This is a genomic window from Nocardiopsis sp. NPDC006198, assembly GCF_040613895.1.
GTDB lineage: Bacteria > Actinomycetota > Actinomycetes > Streptosporangiales > Streptosporangiaceae > Nocardiopsis > Nocardiopsis tropica.
This window is the reverse complement of the sequence record NZ_JBEXSY010000107.1, coordinates 1-12,786: the sequence shown is the minus strand read 5'-3', so window position 1 is coordinate 12,786 and position 12,786 is coordinate 1. Positions and strand designations below refer to the sequence as shown.

The 12,786-nt window shown below is 73.1% G+C and carries 10 protein-coding genes; 8 read left to right on the top strand and 2 right to left on the bottom strand.

The genetic code is table 11. The features are described 5' to 3' along the window. Window positions 1-18: 18 nt before the first annotated feature. Window positions 19-2,151 carry a 5'-nucleotidase C-terminal domain-containing protein gene (locus ABZ234_RS33145; protein WP_355014673.1) on the bottom strand — a complete coding sequence of 711 codons (2,133 nt, stop codon included), beginning with the start codon at window positions 2,149-2,151 and terminating at the stop codon, window positions 19-21. Window positions 2,152-2,474: 323 nt separating this feature from the next. On the opposite strand from ABZ234_RS33145, the gene ABZ234_RS33140 reads away from it, so the two are divergent. Continuing rightward, window positions 2,475-3,038, top strand: coding sequence for a hypothetical protein (locus ABZ234_RS33140; protein WP_267948228.1), 564 nt, complete (start codon window positions 2,475-2,477; stop codon window positions 3,036-3,038). A 29-nt stretch (window positions 3,039-3,067) separates the two neighbouring features. Here the strand turns inward: ABZ234_RS33140 and ABZ234_RS33135 are convergent, their stop codons facing one another. Further along, window positions 3,068-4,174, bottom strand: a complete 1,107-nt coding sequence (locus tag ABZ234_RS33135) for a serine/threonine-protein kinase (protein WP_355014672.1) — start codon at window positions 4,172-4,174, stop codon at window positions 3,068-3,070. 174 nt (window positions 4,175-4,348) lie between these two features. Between ABZ234_RS33135 and ABZ234_RS33130 the strand changes: the two genes are divergently transcribed. The 7 genes from ABZ234_RS33130 to ABZ234_RS33100 all read left to right on the top strand — a co-directional run bounded on the left by ABZ234_RS33130 (window position 4,349) and on the right by ABZ234_RS33100 (window position 12,738). Beyond that, a complete protein-coding gene (locus ABZ234_RS33130; protein ID WP_267948230.1) occupies window positions 4,349-4,786 on the top strand; it encodes an MmcQ/YjbR family DNA-binding protein in 438 nt (145 codons plus the stop codon). 34 nt (window positions 4,787-4,820) lie between these two features. Continuing rightward, on the top strand, window positions 4,821-7,046 hold the full coding sequence (locus tag ABZ234_RS33125) for an ATP-dependent RecD-like DNA helicase (RefSeq protein WP_344180155.1): 2,226 nt from the start codon (window positions 4,821-4,823) through the stop codon (window positions 7,044-7,046). An 88-nt stretch (window positions 7,047-7,134) separates the two neighbouring features. Then, entirely contained in the window at window positions 7,135-7,569 is a 435-nt protein-coding gene (locus ABZ234_RS33120; RefSeq protein ID WP_267950255.1) for a (deoxy)nucleoside triphosphate pyrophosphohydrolase, read from the top strand. Window positions 7,570-7,983: 414 nt separating this feature from the next. Then, the gene (typA, locus tag ABZ234_RS33115; protein WP_267948232.1) at window positions 7,984-9,882 is read left to right on the top strand and encodes a translational GTPase TypA; all 1,899 of its coding nucleotides are present in this window, start codon (window positions 7,984-7,986) and stop codon (window positions 9,880-9,882) included. 93 nt (window positions 9,883-9,975) lie between these two features. After that, window positions 9,976-10,635: a DUF6758 family protein gene (locus tag ABZ234_RS33110; RefSeq protein ID WP_267948233.1), complete on the top strand. Its 660-nt coding sequence runs from the start codon at window positions 9,976-9,978 to the stop codon at window positions 10,633-10,635. 61 nt (window positions 10,636-10,696) lie between these two features. Continuing rightward, window positions 10,697-11,572, top strand: a complete 876-nt coding sequence (locus ABZ234_RS33105; RefSeq protein WP_355014671.1) for a PHP domain-containing protein — start codon at window positions 10,697-10,699, stop codon at window positions 11,570-11,572. A 110-nt stretch (window positions 11,573-11,682) separates the two neighbouring features. Beyond that, window positions 11,683-12,738, top strand: coding sequence for an MBL fold metallo-hydrolase (locus tag ABZ234_RS33100; RefSeq protein WP_355014674.1), 1,056 nt, complete (start codon window positions 11,683-11,685; stop codon window positions 12,736-12,738). The last annotated feature ends 48 nt before the right edge of the window (window positions 12,739-12,786 follow it).

Here is a 12,786-nt window from a genome sequence, read left to right as displayed (position 1 = left end):
GGACCGGCGCGCCTCCCGTCAGGACTCCGGTCCGGCGGGCGCGGCGCCGGCGCCCGTGCGCCTGCGGCTCAGGTACAGCGCGGCACCGCCGGCGCAGACCGCGACCACGGCCGCGGCGACCAGGCCGAACAGCGCGCTTCCGGTCGTCGGCAGCGCACCGTTCGCCCCGTCCGGCCGGCCCGGCTTGTCGTCGCCCGGCCCGCCCCCTCCCGGTGCGGTCGGCCCGGCGCTCGGCGGATCGGTCGGCTCCGCGGGGTCCGTGGGGCCGGCCGTCGGCCCGACCGGGGGCTCGGTGGGCGTGCCGCCGCCGTCCGGCACCGTGGCCTCCTCGCCCACGACGATGCGACCGGAGCCGCCCTCGGGATACGCCTGCGCCGTGACCCGGCCCTCCAGGGTGTCGGTGAGCAGGCGTTCCAGGGCCACCTGGTAGGTCGCCCCGACGACGGTGAAGGGGGCGTCCCGGAACGGGTACATGTCCCCGCCCCTGGCGGAGAAGTCGTTGGTGACCACCGTGACCGGATCGCCGTCGACGACCTCGCCGTCCCGCACGAGGACGGTGCCGTCGTGCAGGATCACGTTGCGCACCCGCTCGCCCGGGGTCGTCACGGTGCCCGCGTCGTCCACCGCCTGCGCGGTGCGCGCCGGGTCGTACGCGAAGTTGACCCCGGCGACCTGCATGAACGCCCCGCTGGCCGCGGGAGCGGCGGCCACGCCCTGCTCCAGCAGCTCCTTGACCTGGGAACGCGGGAGGTCCGGGACCACGGCCACCTGGTTGGCGAACGGCGCGACGGAGTAGGTGTCCAGCGCGCTCAGCGGCCCCGCGGGGAGCACCGACGCGTTGCGGATGCCGCCGCCGTTCTGGATGCCGATCTGCGGCTCGGGCACCCCGTACTCGCCGGCGTTGCGCCTCCCGGTGTCCAGCAGCCCGTCCGCGACCAGGTTGCCCAGGTTCGTCTCCCGGGTGCGCACACCCGGGTTCTGGACCCCGTCGAGGTCGACCTCGCTCAGGGCCACCTCGGTCTCGGCGAGCTGTGCGACGTGGTCGGAGACCGGCCCGGTCACCTCGGCCTCGACCCCGGGGTGGGGGGAGACGGCGTCGGCGCCCGCACCGGACACGCGCACCGGCCCGGAGCGCTCGGAGACCGACACCAGGTCGCCCCCGTCGAAGTTGACGACCAGGCGGCCCACGTACTTGTAGTTCGACCCGGCGGTCACGATGGGGACCTCCGTGCCGTCCGGGGCGGTGGCGACCAGCGGGTAGGCCAGCGGCTCACCCGTCTCCGGGTGGGCGGTGACCTCGTCCCCGGGCACCAGGACGTCGTCGGGGCCGGCCATCACCTCGTGGCCGCCCCCGGCCACGATGGCGTCGACGCCGGTCAGCTCCCGGGCCACACGTTCCTCGTAGGCGATGTTCTGCAGGTGGGAGATCATGATGATCTTGTCGACGCCCTCGTCGGTCAGCCGGTCGACCTCGGCCTGGACCGGGACGACGAGGTCCTCGACCACCACCCCGCGCGGGCTGGTGACGGTGGCCAGCGGGGGGTAGAGGGCGCCGACGATGCCGACCCGCTCCCCCGAGACCTCGACCACGGTGCTGGGGGCGATCCGGCCCGCCGCCTCTTGGGCCGCCAGGGCCGGCTCGGCCGAGACGTCCACGTTCGCGGCGACCACCGTCGTGTCCCCGGTGAGCTGGTCCACGAAGTCGGCGTACACGTCCGGGCCGAAGTCGAACTCGTGGTTGCCCATGGAGATCGCGTCGTAGCGGGCGTGGTTGGCGGCGATGGCGTCGTAGGAGGGCGCACCGTCCTCCTGGGAGGCGGCGAACTCGGGCCCGGGAAGGTACATGTCACCGGAGTTGACGGTGACGACACCGCGCTCGCGGGCCTCGTCGGCCCCGGCCTCCGCGCCGTCGCCCTCGGTCTCCCGGAGCCGGTCGAGCAGCGTGGTGAAGCGGGCCGCGCCGCCGAAGTCGTCCTGGCCGGAAGCGGAGAGCAGCTGGGACTCGGGGTCGTTGGCGTGGAGGATCGTCAGTGTGAAGTCGGGGGGACCGTCGGGGGCCGCGGGCCGGACCGCGGCCGAGGCCGACGGCAGCGGGACCGCGAAGGCGCCCACCAGCATCAGCGCCGCTGAGGCGCGCACGAGTCTGGACATGTCTGCGGGACTCCTTCGGGGGATCGGCGGGGGATCCGCCTGCGGCGGGCGGGGGTCGGGGTGGGCCGCCCTGGAGGGGTGAGAAGGATCGGGCACGTGCCGAGGGGTTACGATGTGCGGAATCTGCGGTGCGGACCGGGGATTTCGTCCCAGCCGTATCGCCTTGTACAGCTTCTCATGCCCCCCATCATCACCCCCGGTGACCGCCGTCGCCCCCCACGCGGGGGAGTGTCGGGGAATTCGCCGCCCGATCCCGCGCCCGGCGGGCCGGCCGCCCCTACCATGGGGGAGGCAAGTTCGCTCGACACCCTCGGAGGACGTCAGTGTTTCCCTCTGGCCAGGACCCGTACGACCCCAACGGGGCACAGGGCGGAGGCGACGTCCCGCCGCAGCGGGGGCTCCCCGACTTCGGCGCCCGCTTCGACGCGCTCCGCCCCGACGCGCCGCTGCCGAGGAAGGTGGCGGTCGTGCGCACGCTGATGTACATCGGCGGCGCCTGCGGCCTCGGGCTGACGGCCCTGTTCCTGCTGGGGCTGAGCGTGCCCCAGGAGGTGATGGCCGACGCCCTGCGGCAGCAGGCGGACCTCGCCGCCGAGGAGGGGGTCGAGCTCGCGGTCAGCGTCGAGATGATGCGCTCCATGATGATCACCATGGCCGCCGTCACCGGTGTGTACGGACTGCTGTCCACGCTCCTGGCCGGCCGGATCCGGCAGCGCACCGTCGGCGTCTTCTGGGGCGTGGTGGCCTTCCAGACCGTCGCCGGCGGCCTCCTGCTGTGGAACCTCGTCCTCGGCGACCTGATCGCCGCCGTCCCGCTGGGCTTCGCGGTCACGATGATCGCCCACATGTTCTCCCGTGAGGGCCGCGCCCACTACGGGCTCCTCTAGGCCCGTTCCGGGGCGCGCCGCCGCGGGTGCTACGGGGCGGACCCGTCCGACCCCGCGTCCGGGGCGGCGCGGCCGAACAGGCGCGGCCCCTCGCGCGGGGGTTGCGGCGGGCGCACCGCCACCTCCGTCCACCTGCGCTCCAACAGGCGGCGCACGGCCGCGGCGCCCGTCCCGGGCGAGGCCTCCCCGCCGTCCGGCGGGCGCACCCCGCCCTCGGGGGACTCCAGGGCCAGCGCCTCCCGGAGCAGCTCCGCGGAGTCCGGCCTCTCGTCCGGGTCCTTGGACATCGCGGCGAGCACCAGCCGCTCCAGGCCGGGCGGCAGGTGCTGGAGGTCGGGCTCCTCGAACATCACGCGCCGGGCCATCTCCTTGACGTCCGCCCTCCCGAACGGGTCGTGCGCCACCGAGGCGAACGCCGTCACCGCCCCCCACAGGAACACGTCGGCCTTCTGCGTCGTGGGCCGGCGCTGGTACTGCTCGGGGCTGATCCACCCGGGCGTTCCCAGCCGGTCCACCGTCGAGGCGACCCGCTCGTCCGCCAGGGTGTCCGGTGAGGGCAGCCCGAGGTCGCGGTAGGCGCGGCGCATCCGGCGCAGCCGGATCCACTTGGTCGGGTCGGGGTCCTCCACGGGATGCGCGATGCCGAAGTCGAGGATCTTGGGTCCGGTGGGGGAGAGCACCACGTTGCTCGGTTTGAGGTCGCGGTGCACCACCCCGGCCGCGTGGACGGCACGCAGCGCCTCGGCCGTGCCGACGGCCAGGCCCAGCAGCATGCCCCTGCGCAGGCGCCCGAACCGCTCCACGTGGTACCGCAGGGTCGGCCCGGGGACGTACTCGGTGATCATCCACGGGAGGTCCGCCTCCACGTCGGCGCGCACGAACCGCGCCACCGAGGGGCTGTTCACCCTGGAGAGCAGGCGGGCCTCGAGCGCGAAGCGCTCGCGGAACCGGCGGTCGGCGGCCTGCCCCGGGTGGACGACCTTCACCGCCAGGTAGCCCTGCACGCCGGGGGAGTCCGCCGCGTACACGGTGCCCATGCCACCGGAGCCGATCCGGCCGCGCACCCTGTGCCCGCCGATCTCGCGGGGGTCCCCGGGCTCCAGGGGGTCGAGCCTGCGTGCGCCTCTGGCCTTCATGGACGCTCCCTTGTCGGTGGGGGCTGCTGCGCCGGAGTCTATCCGCGGCCCCCTCGGGGCCGGTCGGCACGCGCCGCACGGCCCCGGCCCCCGGCGGCCCGTCCGCCGGCGCGCCGGACCCTCCGGAACGTCGTCGCCCTCTGGCACCGTCGGGGGCGAGAGGAAGGCGACGCCATGACACCCGGACAGTTCATCGACGCGGCGCTGTGGTTCCCCGAGGCCGACGAGAGCGAGCCCTTCGGCCCCGGCGCCCTGGTCTACAAGGTGGCGGGGCAGAAGATGTTCGCCCTGCTCACAGGGGGGTCCGACCAGGGCGGCGAGGACGACGCCCCGGCCACGGTCAACCTCAAGTGCGATCCCGGCCTGGCCCTGGAGCTGCGGGACCGGTACCCGGCCGTCACCCCCGGCTACCACATGAGCAAGAAGCACTGGAACTCCGTGCTCCTCGACGGCACCGTGCCCGACGACGAGGTCGCGGAGATGCTGAGGCACTCCTACGTCCTGGTGGCGAGTAGCCTGCGCAGAGCCGACCGCGACCGCGTGCTCGCCGTGCTCGGCGACGACGCGCCGGACCTCGGAGGGGCGGGCACGGCGACACCGGAACAGGCGTGAACGCGCCCGGTCCACGGGAGAGGAGGGCGACCACGTGTCCGACGGAACCTTCCGGCCCGCGGTCGTGCAGGGTGTCCTGGAACGCATCACCTACGCCAACGAGGACAACGGGTACACCGTCGCCAAGGTCGACACGGGGCGGGGCGCGCACGACCTCCTCACCGTCGTCGGATCCCTCATGGGGGTCCAGCCGGGAGAGGCGCTGCGCATGCACGGCCGCTGGGGGTCGCACCCCCAGTACGGCAGGCAGTTCCACGTGGACGACTACACCACCGTCCTGCCCGCCACCGTGCAGGGCATCCGCCGCTACCTCGGCTCGGGCCTGATCAAGGGCATCGGCCCCAAGATGGCCGAGCGCATCGTCGGGCACTTCGGCACCGAGGCGCTGGAGGTCATCGAGGAGCACCCCGAGAGGCTCATCGAGGTGCCCGGCCTCGGACCCAAGCGCACCAGGCTCATCGCGGACGCCTGGGAGGAGCAGAAGGCCATCAAGGAGGTCATGGTCTTCCTCCAGGGGGTCGAGGTCACCACCTCCCTCGCCGTGCGCATCTACAAGAAGTACGGCGACGCCTCCGTCGACGTCGTGCAGAAGGAGCCGTACCGCCTGGCCACCGACGTCTGGGGGATCGGCTTCAAGACCGCCGACACCATCGCCCGGGCCGTGGGCATCCCGCACGACAGCCCGCAGCGGGTGATGGCCGGGATCCAGTTCACCCTCTCGGAGTCCACGGGCGACGGCCACTGCTACCTCCCCGAGGAGAAGCTCATCTCCGCCGCGGTGAAGATCCTCCAGGTGGAGGCGGGCCTGGTGATCGAGTGCCTCGCCGAACTCGTCGCCGCCGAGGGCGTGGTCCGCGAGACCGTGCCCGGCCCCGCGGGCGAACCCGTCCGCGCCGTCTACCTGCTGCCGATGCACCGCGCCGAGATCGGCCTCACCTCGGGGCTGCGCTCGCTGCTCGCCCACCCGGCCGACCGCATCCCCGCCTTCGCCGGAGCGGACTGGGACGTCGTCATGGACTGGCTGCGCAAGCGCACCCGTGCCGACCTCGCCGAGGCCCAGCGCGAGGCCGTCCGGCTGGCCCTCACGGAGAAGGTGTGCGTGCTCACCGGCGGCCCCGGCTGCGGCAAGTCCTTCACCGTCGCGTCCGTCGTCACGCTGGCCGCTGCCAAGCAAGCGAAGATCATCCTCGCCGCGCCCACGGGGCGGGCCGCCAAGCGCCTCACCGAGATGACCGGGATCGAGGCGCGCACGGTGCACCGGCTCCTCGAACTCCGGCCGGGGGGCGACGCCGCCTTCGACCGCGACAACCCCCTCGACTGCGACCTGCTGGTCGTGGACGAGGCGTCGATGCTGGACGTGCTCCTGGCCAACAAGCTGGTCAAGGCGGTGCCGCCCGGGGCCCACCTGCTGTTCGTCGGCGACGTCGACCAGCTGCCGTCGGTCGGGGCGGGCCAGGTCCTCAGGGACCTCCTGGCCGAGGGCTCCCCCGTCCCCAGCGTGCGCCTGACCCACGTCTTCCGGCAGGCCCAGGACTCCGGCGTCATCACCAACGCCCACAGGATCAACGGCGGGGAGCCGCCGCGGTTCGAGGGCATGGCCGACTTCTTCCTGTTCCCCTGCGAGGAGTCCGAGGACGCCGCGCGGATGACCGTGGACGTGGTCGCCAACCGGATCCCCCGCAGGTTCGGCCTCGACCCGCGCCGGGACGTCCAGGTGCTCACCCCCATGAAGGGCGGGCCCGCCGGGGCGGCCAACCTCAACACGGTGCTCCAGTCCGCGGTGACCCCCGCGGGCGACCACGTCCCGGAGCGCCGTTTCGGCGGCCGCGTCTTCCGCGTCGGCGACAAGGTCACGCAGATCCGCAACAACTACGACAAGGGCGAGAACGGGGTGTTCAACGGGACGCTCGGCGTGGTCGAGGGCATCGACGCGGTCGCCCAGGAGATCACGGTGCGCACGGACGAGGAGGAGGAGATCGTCTACGACTTCGCGGAACTGGACGAACTCGCCCACGCCTACGCCATCACCGTGCACCGCTCCCAGGGCAGCGAGTACCCCGCCGTGGTCGTCCCCGTCACCACCAGCGCCTGGATGATGCTCCAGCGCAACCTCCTCTACACGGCCGTCACCAGGGCCAAGAGGCTGGTCGTCCTGGTGGGGTCCCGCCGGGCCCTGGCCCAGGCGGTCCGCAACGCCTCCTCCGGCCACCGGCACACAGCCCTGGCACACCGGCTCCGGTCGGCCCCGGCGGGCGCCTGAACGCGGGCTCCCCACCGCCCCGGCCCGAGGGGCGGAGCCGCCGCCCTGCGCGCCGCCGGGCCTTACTAGGCTGGCGGGCGTGGAACACGTGGAGCAGCAGACCCTGGTCGTGGTGGGCGCGGTCGTCATCCGGGACGGCCTGGCGCTGGCCGCCCAGCGTGCCGACCCCCCGGCCCTGCGGGGGAGGTGGGAGTTCCCCGGCGGCAAGGTCGACCCGGGGGAGACCCCGGCCGACGCGGTGGTCCGCGAGTGCCGGGAGGAACTCGGCGTGACCGTCCGGCCCCTCCACAGGATCGGTGAGGACGCGCCCTTCCCCGCTCCCGGCCCCTCCCGGCCGAGGCCCGCCGTGCTCCGGCTCTGGCGCGTCGAACTGGTCGCCGGCGAGCCCGAGGCGCTGGAACACCTCTCCCTGCGCTGGCTCACCGCCTCCGACCTGCGCACCGTCCCGTGGCTGCCCGCGGACGTCCCCTTCCTCGACCTGATCGCACCCCTGCTCGCACCGGGGACAGCCGTCCACCCGTAGGCTGTACCCACCGGTCCGTCCGCGACCGGGGCCCGTGCCCGGCCTCCGCCGGCGCCCGGGACACGCCCCGGCGGACGCCGGAGAGCACCACCCCGGTACCGCCCTCGCCCGGTCGAGCGGCCGGCGCCGGGAGGGAAACGGGCTCGGGGAAGAACCGGGCGTCCCACCGCGTCGAAGACTCGGACCCGCGGCGACGCACTCGGAACCTCCGCGGACCGACCCCGTGCCGCCGTTCCCGGACCGGTACGGCCGTCCGTGAGGTGAACGCGGGGTGGCCGGCGCCGGCGCCGGGCGGTCGGGGGTGACCGGGGTGACCCGCACGTTTCCCAACCAGACCACTATGACCGCATAAACTGGCAACGGGCCGTGGCAATCTGCGGTCTCTTCCCAGTACCAGGAGATCGAGACTTTCCCATGTCCAGCGCTACGCCCGTCGAGGGCTCCGCACGCCGCAGCGACCTCCGCAACGTCGCGATCGTGGCCCACGTGGACCACGGCAAGACGACCCTCGTTGACGCCATGCTCTGGCAGTCCGGTGTGTTCCGTGAGAACCAGGACGTCGACGACCGGGTGATGGACTCCAACGACTTGGAGCGCGAGAAGGGCATCACCATTCTCGCGAAGAACACGGCCGTCCACTACACCACGCCCGAGGGCGAGGACGTGGTCATCAACATCATCGACACCCCCGGCCACGCCGACTTCGGCGGCGAGGTCGAGCGCGGCCTGTCCATGGTCGACGGCGTCGTCCTGCTCGTGGACGCGAGCGAGGGTCCGCTCCCGCAGACCCGCTTCGTGCTCCGCAAGGCCCTCCAGGCCAAGCTCCCCGTCATCCTCGTCATCAACAAGGTCGACCGGCCCGACAGCCGGATCGCCGAGGTCGTGGACGACACCTACGAGCTGTTCATGGACCTGGACGCCGACGAGTCGCAGATCGAGTTCCCGATCGTCTACACCTGCGCCCGCGACGGCAAGGCCTCCCTGGAGCGTCCCGAGAACGGCACCGTGCCGGAGAACGACAACCTCGTTCCGCTCTTCAGCACCATCCTGGAGACCATCCCGGCCCCGGAGTACATCCCGGACGCCCCCCTCCAGGCCCACGTCACCAACCTGGACGCCTCCCCCTTCCTGGGCCGCCTCGCGCTCGTCCGGGTGCAGCAGGGCGAGCTCCGCAAGGGCCAGCAGGTCGCGTGGATCCGCACCGACGGCAGCACCCAGCAGGTCAAGATCACCGAGCTGCTGATGACCGACGGGCTGGAGCGCAAGCCCGCCGAGAAGGCGGGGCCCGGCGACATCGCGGCCATCGCCGGCATCGAGAACATCATGATCGGCGAGACCCTCGCCGACCTGGAGAACCCGGTCCCGCTCCCCCTGATCACGGTGGACGAGCCGGCCATCTCCATGACCATCGGCACCAACACCTCGCCGCTCGTCGGCAAGGTCAAGGGCTCCAAGGTCACCGCCCGCCTGGTCAAGGACCGCCTGGAGAAGGAGCTCGTCGGCAACGTCTCCCTGCGCATCCTGCCCACCGAGCGGCCCGACACCTGGGAGGTGCAGGGCCGCGGCGAGCTGGCCCTGGCCATCCTGGTCGAGCAGATGCGCCGCGAGGGCTACGAGCTGACCGTCGGCAAGCCGCAGGTGGTCACCAAGGTCATCGACGGCAAGGTCCACGAGCCCGTCGAGCGCCTCACGGTGGACGCCCCCGAGGAGTACATGGGCGCCATCACCCAGCTGCTCAGCGTCCGCAAGGGCCGCATGGAGAACATGGTCAACCACGGCACCGGCTGGGTGCGCATGGACTGGCTGGTCCCCTCCCGCGGCCTCATCGGCTTCCGCACCGAGTTCCTCACCGAGACCCGGGGCACCGGTATCGCCCACCACGTCTTCGAGAAGGTCGAGCCGTGGTTCGGTGAGCTGCGCACCCGTCCCAACGGGTCCCTGGTGGCCGACCGGGCGGGCGTCGCGGTGCCGTTCGCGATGTTCAACCTCCAGGAGCGCGGCACGCTGTTCGTCGAGCCCACCACCGAGGTGTACGAGGGCATGATCGTCGGCGAGAACTCGCGCTCCGACGACATGGACGTCAACATCACCAAGGAGAAGAAGCTCACCAACATGCGCTCGGCCACCGGCGACGAGCTGGTGCGCCTGGTGCCGCCGCGCAAGCTGTCCCTGGAGCAGGCCCTGGAGTTCTGCCGCGAGGACGAGTGCGTCGAGGTCACCCCCGAGCACGTGCGCATCCGCAAGGTCGTCCTCGACCAGAAGGAGCGCGGCCGGACCGCGGCCAACAAGAAGCGCCAGCAGCAGTCCTCGTAGGGCGTACGGGGTCGCACACGGTGGGCGGGTCGCGTACGCGACCCGCCCACCGGGCGTTTTCCCGCCGGGGTGCCCGGGTAGGTCGCAAACAGCATGAAGACCGAGCCCTCGTGTCCCCGGTGCGGGCGCGCGGTCCAGCCTCCGGGGCTGTGGACCAGCGCCTGGCAGTGCGACGTCCACGGAGCCGTGGCCCCGCTGCAGGGCGTTCGCGCCCCGGGCACGTCCTCGCTCGAGGCACTCCTGCCCCAGGCGCGCGTCCCGGTGTGGATCCCCTGGCCGCTGCCCGCCAACTGGGTCGTCACCGGGTTCGCCGAGGCCGGTGACGAACGCAGCGGCGCGCTCGCCACGGTCGTCGCCCTGTCCGGACCCGACCCCCTCGGCGGGGTCGGCGAGATCGCCATCGTCGCCGAGGACCCCGGCGTCGGGCTCGGCGCACGCCTCGCCGGCCTGGACGGGCCGGATCCCGGCAACGGTTTCGACGCGGCGGCGGCCGACGCCAAACTGCGGTTCGACGGCCACGAGATCGCCCTGTGGAACCTGGCGGTGGGACGCGACCGGGCGGTGTACACGGGTGAGGCGCTCGCCCACTGGCTGTGGATCGTCTTCGCCTCCGCCGACACGGGCCTCCTCATGTGCGAGATCAACTCCCTGAGGGACCTGCGCGACATCAACGACGGCGGCGTCGCGCTGGAGCCGCCGTTCGGGGCGGCGAGCCCCTTCCTCTCCCGCGTCCTCGCGCCCCGGGAGCGCTGACCGGGGCCCGCGGGCCCACCCGTTCGGGGCACCCGGGCCGGGACTTACGTACAATCGCCCGGTGACACGTATCGACCTGCACTCGCACAGCTCGGTCTCCGACGGGACCGACGCCCCCGCCGACGTCGTCGGGCACGCGGTCGCCGCGGGTCTGGACGTCCTGGCCCTCACCGACCACGACACCGTCGGCGGGATCGGGGAGGCGGCCGCGCACCTCCCGCCGGGGTTCACGCTCGTCCCGGGCATGGAGCTGTCCTGCGCCTACGCCGGCTCCAGCGTCCACCTGGTGTCCTACCTCTTCGACCCCGACGACCCCGGCCTGGACGGCGAACTGCGCAGGGTGCGCTCCGACAGGGCCTCCCGTGCGGAGGAGATGGTCCGCAAGCTCAGGGAGCAGGGGGTGGACGTCTCCTGGGAGCGGGTCCTGGAGATCGCGGGGGCGGGCCGTGCGGAGTACGCCGACGCCAACACGATCGGCCGCCCCCACCTGGCCCGCGCGATCGTGGAGGCCGGCGCCGCCCGCGACGTCCAGGACGCCTTCGACCGCTGGATCGGCTCGGGCGGCCCCGCCTACGCCTCCCGGTACGCGATCGACCCCGTCCGCGCGGTCGGCCTGGTCAGGGCCGCGGGCGGGGTGTGCTCCCTGGCCCATCCGGCCCGCGCGGAGGGCTCCCTCAACGGGGCCGTCCCGCTGGACCTCGTGGAGCGCATGGTCGAGGCCGGGCTGGGGGGCATCGAGGCGGACCACCCCTCCCACAACCGGAAGCAGACCGCGTACTGGCGGGGCGTGGCCGCCGACCTGGGCGTGGTGGTGACCGGTTCCAGCGACGACCACGGGAGCCTCACGGGCCACCGGCTCGGACGCCACACCACCGCCCCCGAGGCGTTCGACGAGCTCGTGGAGCCCGCGACGGGGGTCCCTCTGATCAAGGGGTGACCAGCGTGTCGCCCTCCGGCGTCCGGTACGGTACCGACCACTGCGCGGTAGCGCGACAATGGTCGCAGCAGAACTACCTGTACCTGGACGAAACCGAAAGGTCTGACGCCGTGTTCTGGAAGCGGAAGCCGAAGAAGCAGGAAGGCCCGGAGGCCACCGATTCCGCTGCGGAGGTCGCGGTGGACGACAAGGCGGCGGCCGGGGCGACCGACTCCGGCACGGCCGGGGAGAACCCGTCCGAGGAGAAGGACGCGGTCGCGGAGGCCGCGGAGAAGGACTCCGGCCTGGCTGACGGCTCCGAGAAGGACCCCGGCGGGGCCGAGGCGGACGCCGCCTCCACCGACGAGAAGACCGTCGCCGACGCCGATGCCGACGAGGCGCCCGCCGACGAGAAGCCCGTCGTCGGCGAGGGGGAGCCCGACGCGGACGAGGACGCGGAGGCCGCCGAGGCGGACGAGGACGCCGAGGACGTGGCGGCCGAGGCGGACGAGCCCGTCGGGCTGTTCGCCGACGAGACGGAGGAGGCGGGCGTGACCGGCCCCGACCCCGACGGCATCACGCGCGTGCGCAGCGTCGGCGTCTTCGAGTTCGACGACGAGAAGTTCGACGTCGTCGCCAACACGTGGATCGTGAAGGCGGACGACGAGGGCGTCATCGTCATCGACCCCGGTTACGACGCCGAGGCCGTCCTGGAGGCCGTCGGAGACCGCGAGATCTACCTCGTGGCCTGCACCAACGCCTACGGCCCGCACATCGAGTCGGCCATCAAGGTCGCCGAGGAGGCGGACGCCGACATCGCGCTGCACCCCCGCGAGATGCGCGCCTGGCGGCGCCACCACGGGGCCGAGCACCGGCCCGAGATCGAGGTGGAGGGCCAGGGCGCCCTCGACATCGCGGACCTGCACATCGACGTCCTCGCCCTGCCCGGGACCTCCTCCGGCAGCGTCGGCTACTACATCGCCGAACTGGGCGTCGTCTTCAGCGGCGACGCGCTGCGCAAGGGCGAGCCGGGCATGGTCGGCAACACCTACATCGACTACACGACGCAGCTGGCCTCCATCGGTGAGGCGCTGCTGTCCCTCCCGCCGGACACCCGCATCCTGCCGGACCGCGGTCCGTCCACCACCTCGGGCGCGGAGAGCAAGAACTTCGACTCCTGGGTCTGACCCCGCACAGGAGCAACGCCGTGCCGCCGCCCCTCGGGGCGGCGGCAC

Bases quoted from the DNA above. Each gene is read 5' to 3' on its own strand.
- ABZ234_RS33145 (WP_355014673.1), bottom strand. From the start codon at position 2,151: ATGTCCAGACTCGTGCGCGCCTCAGCGGCGCTGATGCTGGTGGGCGCC.
- ABZ234_RS33135 (WP_355014672.1), bottom strand. From the start codon at position 4,174: ATGAAGGCCAGAGGCGCACGCAGGCTCGACCCCCTGGAGCCCGGGGAC.
- ABZ234_RS33130 (WP_267948230.1), top strand. From the start codon at position 4,349: ATGACACCCGGACAGTTCATCGACGCGGCGCTGTGGTTCCCCGAGGCC.
- typA (WP_267948232.1), top strand. From the start codon at position 7,984: ATGTCCAGCGCTACGCCCGTCGAGGGCTCCGCACGCCGCAGCGACCTC.
- ABZ234_RS33110 (WP_267948233.1), top strand. From the start codon at position 9,976: ATGAAGACCGAGCCCTCGTGTCCCCGGTGCGGGCGCGCGGTCCAGCCT.